At 68.6% G+C, this 15,108-nt stretch carries 11 protein-coding genes; 5 read left to right on the top strand and 6 right to left on the bottom strand.

Annotated features, from left to right (window positions below; all coding sequences use genetic code 11):
• The first annotated feature begins 65 nt into the window (after positions 1-65).
• The 3 genes from FS787_RS16500 (at position 66) to FS787_RS16490 (ending at position 6,682) form a co-directional block, all read left to right on the top strand.
• Positions 66-1,031: a quinone oxidoreductase gene (locus FS787_RS16500; RefSeq protein ID WP_144674077.1), complete on the top strand. Its 966-nt coding sequence runs from the start codon at positions 66-68 to the stop codon at positions 1,029-1,031.
• A gap of 258 nt (positions 1,032-1,289) precedes the next feature.
• Positions 1,290-5,255: a Pls/PosA family non-ribosomal peptide synthetase gene (locus FS787_RS16495; RefSeq protein ID WP_144674075.1), complete on the top strand. Its 3,966-nt coding sequence runs from the start codon at positions 1,290-1,292 to the stop codon at positions 5,253-5,255.
• A 41-nt stretch (positions 5,256-5,296) separates the two neighbouring features.
• Positions 5,297-6,682: a M1 family metallopeptidase gene (locus FS787_RS16490; RefSeq protein WP_144674073.1), complete on the top strand. Its 1,386-nt coding sequence runs from the start codon at positions 5,297-5,299 to the stop codon at positions 6,680-6,682.
• Positions 6,683-6,752: 70 nt separating this feature from the next.
• On the opposite strand, the gene FS787_RS16485 is transcribed toward FS787_RS16490, so the two are convergent.
• From FS787_RS16485 to FS787_RS16470, 4 genes are all read right to left on the bottom strand, one after another.
• Positions 6,753-7,412 carry a 4'-phosphopantetheinyl transferase superfamily protein gene (locus FS787_RS16485; RefSeq protein ID WP_144674071.1) on the bottom strand — a complete coding sequence of 220 codons (660 nt, stop codon included), beginning with the start codon at positions 7,410-7,412 and terminating at the stop codon, positions 6,753-6,755.
• 80 nt (positions 7,413-7,492) lie between these two features.
• Positions 7,493-10,036, bottom strand: coding sequence for a phenylalanine--tRNA ligase subunit beta (gene pheT / locus FS787_RS16480; RefSeq protein ID WP_144674069.1), 2,544 nt, complete (start codon positions 10,034-10,036; stop codon positions 7,493-7,495).
• A gap of 2 nt (positions 10,037-10,038) precedes the next feature.
• Positions 10,039-11,100, bottom strand: a complete 1,062-nt coding sequence (pheS, locus tag FS787_RS16475) for a phenylalanine--tRNA ligase subunit alpha (protein WP_144674067.1) — start codon at positions 11,098-11,100, stop codon at positions 10,039-10,041.
• Positions 11,101-11,278: 178 nt separating this feature from the next.
• Entirely contained in the window at positions 11,279-11,920 is a 642-nt protein-coding gene (locus tag FS787_RS16470) for a hypothetical protein (RefSeq protein WP_144674147.1), read from the bottom strand.
• Positions 11,921-12,196: 276 nt separating this feature from the next.
• Here FS787_RS16470 and FS787_RS16465 point away from each other — a divergent pair, with 276 nt between their 5' ends.
• Together FS787_RS16465 and FS787_RS16460 are read left to right on the top strand one after the other, a co-directional pair.
• Positions 12,197-12,685, top strand: a complete 489-nt coding sequence (locus FS787_RS16465) for a hypothetical protein (protein WP_260982601.1) — start codon at positions 12,197-12,199, stop codon at positions 12,683-12,685.
• Positions 12,682-13,320: an SIMPL domain-containing protein gene (locus FS787_RS16460; protein ID WP_144674065.1), complete on the top strand. Its 639-nt coding sequence runs from the start codon at positions 12,682-12,684 to the stop codon at positions 13,318-13,320. Before FS787_RS16465 ends, FS787_RS16460 begins: the two co-directional genes overlap by 4 nt.
• Before the next feature lie 48 nt (positions 13,321-13,368).
• On the opposite strand, the gene pcp is transcribed toward FS787_RS16460, so the two are convergent.
• Both pcp and FS787_RS16450 read right to left on the bottom strand, forming a co-directional pair.
• Positions 13,369-14,010, bottom strand: a complete 642-nt coding sequence (gene pcp / locus FS787_RS16455; protein ID WP_144674063.1) for a pyroglutamyl-peptidase I — start codon at positions 14,008-14,010, stop codon at positions 13,369-13,371.
• A 216-nt stretch (positions 14,011-14,226) separates the two neighbouring features.
• Positions 14,227-15,105: a hypothetical protein gene (locus tag FS787_RS16450; RefSeq protein ID WP_144674061.1), complete on the bottom strand. Its 879-nt coding sequence runs from the start codon at positions 15,103-15,105 to the stop codon at positions 14,227-14,229.
• Between the last annotated feature and the right edge of the window lie 3 nt (positions 15,106-15,108).

Here is a 15,108-nt window from a genome sequence, read left to right as displayed (position 1 = left end):
GTTCCGCACCGGAAATTCCGCACTGGAAATTCCGCATTGAAAATTCCGCCCAGGCAAGGAGTCATTTGATGCATGCAATCGTCGCCCGCGAGGCCGGGGGCCCGGAGGTCCTCACACTGGCCGAAGTCGAGCGCCCGGTCCCGGGTCCCGGCCAGCTGCTGGTCAAGGTCGCCGCCGTCGGCGTGAACTTCATCGACACCTACAAGCGCAGCGGAAGCTACAAGGTCCCGTACCCGTTCACCCCCGGATCCGAGGCATCGGGCACCGTGGAGGAACTCGGCGACGGCGTGACCGGGTTCTCCCCCGGCGACCGGGTGGCCACGGCCGAGGGCGTCAACTGCTATGCCGGCTACGCCCTGATCGACGAGGACAAGGCGCTGCCGGTCCCCCGCGGCGTGGACGACTTCACGGCCGCCGCCCTGCCGCTGCAGGGCATCACCGCTCACTACCTGATCAATTCCTCCTTCAAGGTGGAGCCGGACCACACCGTCCTGCTGCACGCCGGAGCCGGCGGCGTCGGCCTGCTGCTGATCCAGCTGCTCAAGGCCCGGGGCGCGCGTGTCATCACCACCGTCTCCACCGATGACAAGGAGCAGCTTGCCCGCGACGCCGGCGCCGACCACGTGCTGCGCTACGACGGCTTCGCCGCCAGGGTCCGCGAGCTGACGGACGGGACCGGCGCGGACGTGGTGTTCGACGGCGTCGGGAAGGACACGTTCGACGGGTCCCTCGCCGCCCTGCGCATCCGCGGCACCCTGGTACTCTTCGGTGCTGCCTCCGGCCCGGTGCCGCCCTTCGACCCGCAGCGGCTCAACTCCGGCGGCTCGCTGTACCTGACCCGGCCCACGATCGGCCACTTCCTGCGCGACGCCCGCGAACGCCGCTGGCGCTCCGACGAGCTCTTCGCCGCGGTGGCCGATGGCAGCCTGAAGGTGCGCATTGGCGCCCGCTACGATCTTGCCGAAGCCGCCCGGGCCCACGATGACCTGGAGCAGCGGCGCACCACCGGGAAGGTCATCCTGGTTCCATAGGGCAGGGTTCCGTAGGGCAGGGTTCCGTAGGGCAGGGTTCCGTAGGGCAGGGTTCCGTAGCGCGGGTTCGGTCTGGTTCCGGGGCTGGTTTCAGGGCTCTGTTCCAGGACTCTGTTCCGGGGGACACGGAACAGATCAGGGAATCAGCGTGCCAATGCCCCGGCGGTGGCGGATATTAGAAGCAGTACCAACAGCTGAGTATTAACATAAAGCGAACCCGGACACCTTCCGTTCACCTAGGCCGGAGACGATCCCCCAGTGACTGATCAGCAAGCGCACCCCAGTGACCCTCCGCAGGCCCTCGCCACGGTCGGCCCTGACTTCCGGGCGCAGCTTCCGGGGTCCCTGGCCGCACCGCCGGAGCGGACGCTGGTGGACATCCTGCGGGACACCGCCGCGCGCTTCCCGGATGCCTCCGCCCTGGATGACGGCCACGAATCGCTCAGTTACGCCCAACTGATCGCCGCGGTCCGGGCCAAGGCGAAGGAACTGCACCTGGCCGGACTCGGCGCCGGGGACAAGATCGGGGTCAGGATTCCGTCCGGCACCAACCTGCTCTATGTCTCGATCCTCGCCATCCTGATGATCGGGGCGGCGTACGTCCCGGTGGACGCGGACGACCCTGAAGAGCGCGCCCGGCTGGTGTTCGGCGAGGCCCGCGCCGCCGGCATATTACGCGGCACCGGTGAGGTTGTGACGGAGGGCCAGCCGCCCCGCCCGTTCCCTGCGCCGAGGCTTCCCGGCCCGAACGACGACGCCTGGGTCATCTTCACCTCGGGTTCCACCGGCACACCCAAAGGCGTGGCGGTGCAGCACCGATCCGCGGCGGCCTTCGTCGATGCCGAAGCCCGCCTCTTCCTGCAGAAAGATCCGATCGGCCCGCAGGACCGGGTCCTGGCAGGCCTGTCGGTCGCGTTCGACGCCTCCTGCGAGGAGATGTGGCTGGCCTGGCGGCACGGAGCGTGCCTGGTCCCGGCGCCCCGCGCCCTGGTCCGGACCGGCATGGACCTTGGCCCGTGGCTGATCAGCCACGGCATCACGGTTGTGTCCACGGTGCCCACACTCGCCGCGCTCTGGCCGGTGGAGTCCCTGGAGAGCGTCCGCCTGCTGATCTTCGGCGGCGAGGCATGCCCGCCGGAACTCGCTGATCGCCTCGCCGTCGAAGGCCGCGAGGTCTGGAACACCTACGGGCCCACCGAGGCCACCGTGGTGGCGTGCGCCGCGCCGCTGGGCGGACCCGGTCCGATCAGGATCGGCCTGCCGCTGGACGGCTGGGACCTCGCCGTCGTGGACGCTGAGTCCCGGCCCGTCGAGGAAGGCGAAATCGGCGAACTGATCATCGGCGGCGTCGGCCTGGCCAGGTACCTGGACCCGGCGAAGGACGCCGAGAAGTACGCTCCCATGCCGTCCCTGGGCTGGCGGCGCGCGTACCGCTCGGGTGATCTGGTCCGCTACGAAGCCGAGGGTCTGATCTTCCAAGGCCGCGCCGACGAACAGGTCAAGCTCGGCGGACGCCGGATCGAGCTGGGCGAAATCGACGCCGCCCTGCAGTCGCTTCCGGATGTGGCCGGGGCGGCGGCCGCGGTGCAGACGACGGCGGCCGGCAACCAGATCCTCGTCGGGTACCTGGCCCCGGCCGGTGGCCAGGACATCGATCTGGCCGCCGCGCGGGAGCTCCTCGGCGAGAGCCTGCCGGCACCGCTGATTCCGATGCTGACCCTGGTCGATTCACTGCCCACCAAGACCAGCGGGAAGGTGGACCGGCACGCGCTGCCGTGGCCCCTGGCAGGCGCCGGCGCCGCCGACACCGAAGCGGCGCCGCTGAACCTGCCCGACGACGCCGCCTGGATTGTGGAGCAGTGGAGTGCCGTGCTGGGCAGCAGGGTGTCCGGCCTCGATGCCGACTTCTTCGCTTACGGGGGCGGATCCCTGGCCGCCGCGCAGCTCGTCTCCGCCCTGCGCGTGCGCTACCCCACCATCACGGTGGCCGACATTTACGCCACCCCCCGGGTGGGCGCCCTCATCGACGCCGCCCGCCAGTCGCTCCCCGAGGGCGGATCGGGCCCGGCCCCGGAACGCACGGTCCGGCGCACGGCCCGCAGGTCGCAGGTCTTCCAGACCCTGATGGGCGTTCCGCTGCACATCCTCGTGGGCATGCGCTGGCTGACGTACCTGATGGCGGCGAACAATGTCCTCTCCTCCCTCGCCGGGTTCACGGCTGCGCCCACAGTGTCCTGGTGGTGGGTGGCCGCCTCCTGGCTGGTGTTCGTCAGTCCTGCCGGCCGGATGCTCATTTCCATCGCCGCCGCCCGCCTCCTGCTCCGCAAAGTGGTGCCGGGGACATACCCCCGGTCCGGCCGCGTGCACCTGCGCCTGTGGCTGGCGGAACAGATCCAGGACCTGGCCGGTGCCATCAGCCTGGCCAGTGCTCCGTGGGTGCCGTATTACGCCCGGGCACTCGGGGCGAAAATCGGGAACGACGTCCAGCTCCACTCGCTGCCGCCCGTCACCGGCCTGCTTTCGCTCGGCAGCGGCTCCAATGTGGAGCCGGAGGTCGATCTGTCCGGCTGGTGGATCGACGGCGACATCGTCCACATCGGTGCCATCCACGTCGGACCCGGCGCCACAGTCGGGGCACGCAGTACCCTGATGCCGGGCGCCACGATCGGCGCCGGAGCCAAGGTGGAGCCGGGCTCGGCTGTGCTGGGCAAAGTGAAGTCCGGGCAACTTGTCGCCGGGTCCCCGGCCGAGCGGCGGGGCAAGGCCAAACACTCCTGGCCGGACACTCCCCCGGCGCACCCGCTGATAGGCCGGCTCTGGTTCGCCGGCTTCGCCGCCGCGTCAGCCATCCTGGCCCTGATCCCCTATGTTTCCGCCGCCGCCGCGGCATTGGTGGTCTTCGGCTTCATCCGGGGCAAGGAATCGCTGGGTGCCGCGCTGCCGCAGCTGCTGCTGTCCCTCCCGCCGGCCGCCCTGGTCTGGTTCCTGTCCAACCTGGTGCTGATACTCCTGACCACCCGTCTCCTGGGCGTGGGACTGGCCGAAGGCTACTACCGGGTGCGCAGCAGGATCGGCTGGCAGGTCTGGGCCACCGAACGGGTCCTGGACCTGGCCCGCGACCTCCTCTTCCCCATTTACGCCAGCCTCTTCACGCCGGCATGGCTGCGCCTGCTCGGAGCCAGGATCGGCAAGAACGTGGAGGCCTCAACAGTCCTGCTGATCCCCAAGATGACCACCGTCGGCGAAGGAGCCTTCCTGGCCGACGACACGATGGTGGCCTCCTACGAGCTCGACGGCGGCTGGTTGCGGATCGCGCCCGCCAAGATCGGCAAGCGCTCGTTCCTGGGCAACTCCGGCATGACCGCGGCCGGCCGCAACGTGCCCAAGAATTCCCTTGTGGCCGTGCTGTCGGCGACCCCGGCGAAATCGAAGGCCGGGACGTCGTGGCTCGGCAGCCCGCCAGTCCGGCTCCGGCGCACGGCCATAGCCTCCGACGACACCAGGACGTACCAGCCGCCCCTGAAACTCAAGATCGCCCGGGCCCTGTGGGAGCTGTGCCGCTTTGTGCCCGTGGTGACCACGGTCGCGGTCGCCGCTGGAGTTTTCCTCGCCTTCGACTGGCTCGCAACCGTCTTCAACTACGGCATCGCGGCGCTCCTGGGCGGCGTCGTGATCCTGCTCGCCGGCGCCGTGGCAGCGGGCAGCGCCGTCGCGGCGAAATGGCTGCTGGTGGGGCGCATCCGGCCCGGGGAACATCCGCTGTGGAGCTCCTTTATCTGGCGCAACGAGGTGGTGGACACCTTCATCGAAATGGTCAGCGCCCCATGGTTCGCCCGCGCGGCAACCGGCACACCGGCCCTTGTCTGGTGGCTCCGTGCCCTCGGCGCCAAGATCGGCGCCGGCACGTGGTGCGAAAGCTACTGGCTGCCCGAAGCGGACCTCGTGACCCTGGGCCGGAACTCCACGGTCAACCGCGGCTGTGTGGTCCAGACCCATCTCTTCCACGACCGCGTCATGAGCATCGACACTGTTACGCTCGATGACGGGGCAACGATGGGACCGCACGGAGTTATCCTTCCGCAGGCCCGGATCGGCAACGGTGGCACGGTTGGCCCGGCGTCCCTCGTGATGCGGGGTGAAACAGTACCCGCCGCGACCTACTGGATGGGCAATCCGGTGAGCCCCTGGAGCGGGCCCGCGGTGCCCGCCGCCAAGCTGAAGTAGCCACGCCCCCGCCCGCACCCTGCAATCCCGAAAGCCTGTTGATGAGTTCCAGTCCCCCAAGTTCCACCGCCGCACCCGGCACCGGCAGCGGTCTGCCCGCCGACGACGCGGCCGGATCCCCTGATCCGTATCTGCCCGGCCACGGCACGGATGCCTACCGTGTCACGCGCTATGAGCTTGAACTGGACTACAAGCTCAGCAGCAACCGCCTGAACGGCCGGGCGGTGGTGCACGCCGTGACGGAACGCCCCACGTCCGCCATCGTCCTGGACCTGACCGGTCTCCGGGCCACCAAGATCCAGCTGAGCGGGCGGAGGGTGCGGAAGTTCAGCCAGCGCGCCGACCAGCTCGTCATAGTCCCCGACGCCGCACTGCTGCCGGGCGAGGACTTCACCCTAGATATCCGCTACGAGGGCAACCCTTCTCCCCGCCGCGGGCTCTGGGGCGAAGTGGGCTGGGAGGAACTCACCGACGGTGTGCTCGTGGCGGGACAGCCGAACGGCGCACCCTCCTGGTTTCCGTGCAACGACCACCCGCAGGACAAGGCCAGCTACCGGATCTCCGTGACCACGGACGCCAACTACCGGGCCGTGTGCAACGGGATCCTGGTCTCGCACAACTCCCGGTCCAGCCGCGAAACGTGGGTGTACGAACAGTCGGAGCCGATGTCCACGTACCTCGCCACGGTCCAGATCGGCCGTTACGAACTTCTGGCGCTCAACCCGGTCCGCCCTGCGGTGCAGGTGCCCCAGTACGCGGCGGTTCCGGCGGCGCTGGCGGAGAGGGCCCGCATCGGGCTGGCGAGGCAGCCGGAGATGATGCGGACCTTCATCAACTGTTTCGGCCCGTACCCTTTTTCCGAGTACACCGCGGTGGTGGCAGGAGATGAACTGGAGATCCCGCTGGAGGCGCAGAGCCTGTCGATCTTCGGCCCCAACCATCTCGGGCAGGACTGGGAGTCGCAGCGGCTCATCGCGCATGAGTTGTCCCATCAGTGGTTCGGGAACTCACTGACGGCGGCCTCGTGGAAGGACATCTGGCTGCACGAGGGCTTTGCCTGCTACGCGGAATGGCTCTGGTCCGAGGAGGCCGGCGTGATGACGGTGGCACGCCGGGCCTCCGCCGCTTGGCGGAAGCTGGGCGCCAGCAAGCAGGACCTGCTGGTGGGCGACCCCGGCCCGGAGCTGATGTTCGATGACCGGGTCTACAAGCGCGGCGCCCTGGCGCTGCATGCCCTCCGCCTGCGCTGCGGTGACCTGGCGTTTTTCTCCCTGCTGCACGAGTGGGCCAGCCAGAACCGCCACCGCTCCGTCTCGACACAGCAGTTCATCCTGACCGCGGACCACGCGACGGGCCTAGATACCGAGTCCCTGCTGCACCCGTGGCTGTACCAGGAGGCCCTGCCGCCGATGCCGACGGGCGGCTAGCAGGAGTCGCGACGGCGGGCACCAGTCCTGACGGCGGGCCCACGGGGCTTCCAGCCCGGTTGCGTGGCTGCTAGGCCATTTCAACGATTGCCAGCGCGGCGGCGAACCCTGCGGGCAGGCCCAAGGCAACCGTGTCCAGGTCGAGGACGACGGTCCCGTCAGCGGACTCCGCGAAGGCCTCAACCGAGGCCGGGTCGATCCGCAGCCCGGTGCCGTGGGCTTTCAGCAGGGCCTCCTTGCGCGCCCAGGCGGACGCCCGCCAAGGGATCGCTTTCTCCGGCGGCAGGGCAACGAGCAGTTGCCGTTCCGCAGCGGTGAGGGCGACGTCGTCGAACTCTGGGAACATCACCCCGGCGCTGTGCTCCAGGTCAACCCCGATGGTCATCCCGGCGGTCCCGGTCTCACGTGCGGCGCCGGCCCGGCCGGCCGCGAGCAGGGCCCAGCCACGGCTGCGGGACAGGCTCAGGATGAGGCCTGCGGGGGCGCCGTGCAGCCGGTAGCCGGGGCGGCCATGGTCAAGCTCCGGTCCCGTGCCGCAGTCCGGGCACGAATAGTCGGCCGTGAGCTCCCCGGGGCGCACGCCGAGGATACCCGCGGCGAAGGCGCGCAGCGCGATCCTGCCGGCCAGGAAGTCCCGCCGGGCCACCGGAGCCGTGATGCCTGCGGCGCGTGCCTGCTCCGCGGGATCAAGGTGGGTCTCGCCGTCCGGTCCGGCGTCGGCAAGACGCACGGACCGGACGGTGATTCCGGATACGGTAAGGGTTCCGCCGCCCCCGCCGTGCTCCCCCCGCTCGCTGTGCTCGCTGTGCTCTAGCGTTGGACTGCTCCGAAACGCTCGTGCGCCACGGCCACGGCGCCCTCGCGGGCAGCGGATGCCTCGTCCGCGGTCAGCGTACGGTCCTCGGCCCGGAAGCGCAGGCTGAAGGCCAGCGACTTCTTGCCGTCCTCGATGCCCTTGCCCGCGTACACATCGAAGAGTGCGACGTCTTCGAGCAGTTCGCCGGCGCCTTCGCGCAGGGCCGTGAGCACCTCTTCCGCCGGGACCTCCTGCGACACCACGAGGGCGACGTCCTGGGTGGCCACCGGGTAGGTCGAGATGTGGCGGGCCACGATCACGTCGGCCGCCGCCTCGAAGAGGGCGTCCGCGTTGAATTCGAGGGCCACCGAACGCGCGGGCATGTCATGGGCGGCGAGCAACTTTGGGTGCAGCTCGCCGGCATAGCCCAGGACCTCACCGGTGCGGAGCGCCAGCTTGGCGGCCCGTCCCGGGTGGAAGGCCTGGTGCTGCCCCTGGCTGACCACAATCTCGACGCCGAGCACGTCGCCGGCGGTCCTGGCGATGTCCAGCGCGTCGGCCCAGTCCCACGGCCGGGGCGTGTGGCCCGCGGCGGCCGGCGAGTCGTGTCCGGTGAGTACCGCAGCGACGTACAGCGGCTGGTCCGGGACGCCGTCGTACAGTCCGTCCAGCACCTCATCCCCGGGCTTGATGCCGAGCGGCGGAATGGAGGCGGTGCCCAGCGTGTCGCCCGGCAGAAACACCAGGCCGGCCTCGAACAGGGCCAGGTCCCGGAAACCGCGTGAGTGGTTGCGCTTGGCGACCTCGATCAGGCCCGGCAGCATCGAGGTGCGCAGGTAGCCCTGCTCCTCGCTGATCGGGTTGGCCAGCTTGAGCGCCTTGCGGGGCGTTCCTTCCGTGGACACGCCGAACGTGTCGTTGGCGGCCTTGGAGACGAACGGGTACGCCAGGACCTCGGTGAGGCCGGAATCCGCCAGTGCCTGGACGAGTCGCCGGCGCTGTTGCTGGGTGCGGGTCAGGCCGCGGCCCGGAGGCGCCACGGGAAGGCTCGCGGGGATCTGGTCGTAGCCGACCAGCCGTGCGATCTCCTCGGAGAGGTCCTCCTTGGTTTCCAGGTCGCTGCGCCAGCTCGGGGCGGTCACGGTGTAGCCGCCGTCGTTCTTCACCACCACGGCGCCGAGGTCCTCGAGCGAGGTGACCACCTGCTCCTCGGTGAAGTCGATGCCGATCCGTTCCGAGGCGAAGGCCGCGGGCAGCTCGACGGTGACGGTGTCCGGCGCAGTCCCGACGTCGGTCCCGGCCTCTTCGGCGGTGCCGCCGGCGAGTTCGACCAGGAGGTCCACGACGCGCTGGGCGGCGGTGCCAGCGATGTGCCAGTCCACGCCGCGTTCGAAGCGCTTGGAGGCTTCGGACGGCAGTTTGTGGCGGCGGCGGGAGCGTCCGATGGACACCTCGTCGAAGTGGGCCGCCTCGACAAGGACGTTCGACGTCGAATCGCTGACCTCGGTGGCGGCGCCGCCCATCACGCCGGCGATGCCGATCGCGCCGGAGCCGTCGGTGATCAGCAGGTCCTCGACGTCGAGCGCACGGACCTTTTCGTCGAGCGTGGTGATCTTTTCACCGGCCACCGCACGGCGGACCACGATGTCGCCCGACAACTTGTCCAGGTCGTAGCAGTGCGTGGGCTGCCCGAGTTCGAGCATGACGTAGTTGGAGATGTCCACCGGCAGCGAGATGGAGCGGATGCCGGCAAGCCGGAGGCGTGAAACCATCCAGAGGGGTGTGGGCCGGGTGGCATCCACGCCGCGGACGGTGCGGGCCACGAAGCGGTCGCAGCCGGGCTTGCCGTAGATCGGAGCGTCGTCGTTGAGTTTGACGGGGTAGCCGCCGGCCAGGGCAACCGGCGCCTGGACTTTCGACGCCGGGTCGGTGAAGGACGTGCCGGTGGCATGCGCGTATTCACGGGCCACGCCGCGGATCGAGAACGCGTAGCCGCGGTCCGGGGTGACATTGATTTCAGCGGCTTGATCGTAGAGGCCCAGGAGCTCCATGGCGTCGGCGCCGATTTCCGGGTCCAGCCCGATCCGGGAGAGCACCAGGATGCCGTCGTGGTCCTCGCCGATCCCGAGCTCGCGCACGGAGGCGATCATGCCGGCGGACAGGTGGCCGTAAGTCTTGCGCGCCGAAATGTGGAAGTTACCGGGCAGCACGGCGCCGGGAAGGGTGACCACCACCTTGTCGCCCTCGACGAAGTTGTGGGCGCCGCAGATGATGCCCTGGACGCCGGAGGGATCAATGCCGTCGCCGGTGAGCGACTGCTGCTGCCCTTCGGGGACCACCCGGACCTGGCACCAGTTGATGGTTTTGCCGTTGGTCTGGGGTTCCTTGACGACGCTCAGGACCTGGCCCACCACGATAGGGCCCTGCAGGGTGTCCGTGGGGCGGTGCACGGCTTCTTCTTCAAAGCCGACCTTGACCAGTTCGGCCATCACGTCTTCGGCCGTTGCTCCGGCCGGTACCTGCGCGAATTCACGCAGCCAGGAAAGGGGGATACGCACGGTTAGATCTCCATCCCGAAGTGCTCGCTGAAACGTACATCGCCTTCGATCATGTCGCGCATGTCGCCGACCTCGTTGCGGAACATCAGCGTCCGCTCGATGCCCATGCCGAAGGCAAAACCTGAATAGATCTCCGGATCGATGCCCGCGGCGCGGAGCACGTTGGGGTTGACCATGCCGCAGCCGCCCCATTCGATCCAGCTGGGACCGCCCTTGGCGCCCGGGTGCCAGATGTCCAGCTCGGCGGACGGTTCCGTGAACGGGAAGTAGTTGGGACGCAGCCGGATCTGGGCCTCGTCGCCGAACATCTGGCGCGCGAAGTGCTCCAGGGTTCCGCGGAGGTCTGCCATGCTGAGCTTCTTGTCGATGGCCAGGCCCTCGAACTGGTGGAACACCGGGGTGTGCGTGGCATCGAGTTCGTCGGTGCGGAACACCTTGCCGGGGCACAGCACGTAGATGGGCAGCTCGCGTTCCAGCATGGAGCGGACCTGCACGGGCGACGTGTGGGTGCGCATCAGCAGGTGGGCCTCGGGCGGCTCTACAAAGAAGGTGTCCTGCATTTCGCGGGCGGGGTGGTCCGGCTTGAAGTTCAGTGCGTCGAAGTTGAACCACTCCGACTCGACCTCGGGGCCTTCGGCGATCTCCCAGCCCATGCCCACGAAGATGTCCGCGACGCGCTCCTGCAGCGTGGACAGCGGGTGGCGTGCACCGGCCCGACGGCGGCGCGGTGCCGCCGTGACGTCGACAGTCTCCTCGACCAGGATGCGCGCGTCGTTCTCGGCTTCGAGCTGGGCCGTGCGGTCGGCGAGCGCCTTGTTCACGCGCCCGCGGGAAGACCCCATGAGCTTGCCCGCGGCGGCCTTCTGGTCCTTCGGCAGGCCGCCGATTTCACGGTTGGCGAGGCTCAGCGCGGACTTCTCACCGGTGTGCGCGAGGCGGACGGCTTTGAGTTCGTCGAGCGTGGAGGCGGCGGCAATGGCGGCAACGGCCTGGTCTACGGCGGCGGTGATGGCGGCTTCATCCAGGGGATTCGGGACGCCGGCGCCCGGCAAAGTTTCAGTCATCTACTGTTCTTAGCTACGAGTCGGTTCATGCCAACGGCAACGGCCCTCCATGGTGCAAGGACCAGCGTGCTGACAAAGGACAGGGCTCGCCAAAATCGCTCCGGCGGGCACTCCCCTTCAGTCTAGTTGAAGGCACTCAGGTGCCCGAACGTGACGGCACCCGTGGCTCGTCCTCCCACTAAGCGTCCATTGCGGGCATCTGGCCTGCAGTGTGTGAGAGGAATCGACCGGTCTGCCGGAATTCACGGGCGAGAAGTATGGCGGCCACAGCTTGAGCACCCAAGACCATGGCCATCAGCCACCAGATCTCACTACTGCCGGGAACAGCCTGCGGGATGAAGACGAGCGGAAGCGGGGGCGCCATGACCAGTTGCGTGGCAAGGTTCTTTCGCAGTTGAACGGCGGCGCCTCGGGTGACGCCGAGATGCTCTGGCTCGACCGCCGCCTTCCCGAGAATTTGCCGACGGACATGCTTTTGCTCATGCTCCTGAAGCGAAAGCATTACGTCCATACTTCCCAGCTCAGCGGCCGGCCGCACTCTCCTGGCGTTATAGATGAGGCCTCCGATCATGGCACCCAGTGCGGCCAGGACGAACCCGAACGTTAGGTATGAAGCCCAATTTGCGGGGTCATCCCCCAGGGCGAACATGGCACTCAACGACCCGATCGAAATCAGGACCACTAAGCCGACAGGCAAATAGAGCATGTAGTAGGCCTTGACCGCCTCGCCCAAGCCTTCATCAGCTAAGCCCTGCGCACTCCTCGCGGCGCTGGCCCACCTGTCTTGGGACTGCGCCATCAGATCGTCGAGTCCGCTCATCGTCTTCTTCCCATCGGTGTCAGTGCCAATTGCAGACACTCGTGACCCTCGAGTGGCGCCGCTGCCTCTAATGCTCAAATCCTGAACTATTCGGCCCCTCAAGCCAACAGTTCGAGCACGACGAAAAGAATATGGCGGGCACCCCGCCCAGACCCTTTCCGCTCCCCCCGGACTTCGGCGCTGCGGCCCGGCCCGGCCGCCTAATATCCTGCGCAACAGTTATCCCGGCGTAGTTTTCCCGTCCCGCATTGACAGGCACCCGGCTAGCATGGCCTCATGACGCCGGGACAACGGCTGCGGCAGCTGGCCAACGTACTGAATGCAACAACTCCGCTGGGGTTGCTGCTGGCCCGCTGCGCGCGCACCCCGGTCCGCCGGGGGCCCCGGGGACTGCTGATCGCCACCGGCTACCGCTGGCGGCTCCCTTTCGCCGGCGCCTTTACGGTGGGCAATGTGGTCCTCTTCCGCGCCGGGCCGGAGGAAGCCCTGGCCAACACCGTGCTGCTGGGGCACGAGGAGCGCCACAGCACCCAGTACGCCTGGTGCCTGGGCCTTCCCTTCCTGCCGCTGTATTTCCTCGCGGCGGGCTGGTCCCTGGCCCGGACCGGCAACCCCGGCTCCCGTAATTTCTTCGAACGTCGCGCCGGTCTGCGGGCCGGCGGCTACCCGGAGCCGGGCACCCGGATCCAGGCGGCAACCCCTGCTCCCGTAATTTCTTCGAACGTCGGGCCCGGCGGCCCCCGAACGGAACGAGGCATAACATGACAGAAAACCCCAGAACCATCTCCGTCACCGGATCCGGCAGCGCCGAAGCCGCGCCCGACCTGCTGACCCTCTCGATCGGCGTCGAGTGCCGCCGGGACGACGTCGGCACGGCGTACGGCGATGCCGGCCGCTCCTCCGCCGCCATCACCGCGGCACTCCGCGGACACGGCGTGGCGGACCCGGACATCACGACGTCGGGCCTCAACGTCCGCGCGGAGGTGAACTGGCAGGAGGGCCGGGGCCAGGTGGTCTCGGGCTACCTGGCGTCCAGCATGCTCAGTATCCGGATCACGGACCTGCGGGCAGCATCGGAGGTCATCGCCGCCGCGGTCGCGGCCGGCGGCAACGAAGTCCGGCTCAACGGGCTGGAGCTCGGGTTCGCCGATGCCGCCGCTGTCACCGCCCGCGCCCGCGAAGCCGCGTGGCAGGACGCCCTCACCACGGCCGGGCACTTCGCGTCCCTCGCCGGAGCTTCACTGGGCAAGGTGGTGTCGATCGAGCAGCAGTCCGGCCACCCGGCGCCGATCCCCTTGGCGAAGATGCAGCGGGCCGCCGCGGTGGAGTCGCTGACGGTGGAGGCAGGCGAGTCCAGCGTGAGCTCCACGGTCGGCGTTGTGTGGGAGCTGCTCGGCTGACCCGGCGTCTGGCCGGCAGGTGGGGCCCAGGCTAGTGAGTGGCGCAGGCTAGTGCGTCGCCCCGGCGGCGATCCTGAGGTCCGCTGTGGTCGCCAGGGTGGTGCGGACGACGACGGCGAGCGCCTCCGTCAGCTGGGCCAACGGCAGGGACGGCTCCGTGCTCCCCGGCGGCAGCTGGCCCGGTTCGTAGGGAACATGGACAAAGCCACCCCGGGTTCCGGGCAAGCCCCGCAGGGCGTGCATCAGTCCGTAGAAGACGTGATTGCAAACGTAGGTGCCCGCGGTCTGGGATACCTCGGCGGGGATCTCCGCAGCCGTGAGGGCCGCGAGCGCCGCCTTTACCGGAAGGGTGCTGAAGTAGGCCGCCGGTCCACCGTCGACGACGGGCCGGTCCACGGGCGAGTTGCCGGCGTTGTCCGGGATCCGCGCGTCGTCGCAGTTGATCGCGATCCTTTCCAGCGAGATCCGGGGCCGCCCGCCGGCCTGGCCTGCACAGACCACCAGTTCCGGGCCGTACTCCTCCAGTGCCTCTTCCAGCGCCCGGATCGCCTCGCCGAACACGCAGGGAAGCTCCACCGCCTGCGCTTCGAGCCCCTCGGCCCGGAGCAGGGCCGCGGCCTCCCGCGCGGCGGACCACGACGGGTTGGTGCTCGCGCCGCCGAACGGCTGGAAGCCTGTGAGGAGAATCATCGCCCCAGCCTAGCAACGCACGGCAATCGTGGCTCTTAGGAATTTCTAGCCACCGGCGACATGAACCACGGGACAAGTTCGCTGGGGCCGAGCCCATGGACACACCAGTCCGTGAGTTACTGCGTCCGTGAGTGTACACCCACGAGCGGGGGCCGGCGGCGCCCTGTCACCCCCGAATTACTGTCAGGACGCCGCCGGATTCTTTGCCGTGCCGCTCTACTTCGACCCAGTGACATCCAGCTTTGCCGAGTTCGCGTCCGCCATCCGGCGAATCTCCTTAACTCTTGCCATCTGCGGGGCCAGTTCCTGCATGCGCGTTGTCAGATACTTGTCCAAGACTTCGTCCAGCGCGGCGTGGAACCCCGTCTTGTCCCGGCAGACGGCGTCGGTGACGGCGATTCTGAACTCTTCCTGTCCGCCAGCTGCCTTGCCGGCCTCGGCTGCCTGATGCGGGTTCGCATAGGAGGCGTAGGGGGTTTCTTTCATGCAGGACGCCCAGTCGGTGACCGCCTTAGCAGTCCCGGAGTCGCCAGAGGCGGACAGGCTGGCCGGGAAAAACGAGTTGAAGGCGATGCCGGTGGCGAGCATGTAGTTATCCGCATTGCCGTAGATCTGTGTCATGGCGTCGCCGCGGCACCCGCCGGAGGAAGTACCCGCGCTTCCCACCGTCGTCGTCGACGCGGTGTCACCGGGCCCGGTGAGTGCCTTGATGAAGGCCGGATTGGCGAAGAGTTTGCCGTCCGCGGACCCGGCAGCCGGTTCGCGGGGTCCTTGGGGACCCGTGCTGGCGTAGCCGCTGGCTTTGGCGGCGTCGACCGTGAGCCGTTTGAATCCGATGGCTCCGTTGAGGTCCAGCGTGAGATCGGAAGTCGGCGGTGTGTAGTCGAAGCCGGCCTTGGCCATGCAGAGCCGGACAGCCTCCTGCATGCCCTTATCGGCGATCGGATCGGCGGTTGCGTAGGCCTCAGCCTGGCGGATGATCCCTGGGACGGGTTCAGGGGATGCGGCAACGGATGCTGCCGGGATGGCGGCGGCCGCCAGCGCGGCGCCGGTGCCTACGATCAGGACGGCAGCGCCGAAGATCTTCGTTTTCATGGA

It is taken from the genome of Arthrobacter sp. U41, assembly GCF_007679325.1.
In the GTDB taxonomy this organism is placed as follows: Bacteria; Actinomycetota; Actinomycetes; order Actinomycetales; family Micrococcaceae; genus Arthrobacter.
The sequence above is the reverse complement of the archived record's forward strand: the minus strand, read 5'-3'. Positions and strand labels throughout refer to the sequence as shown.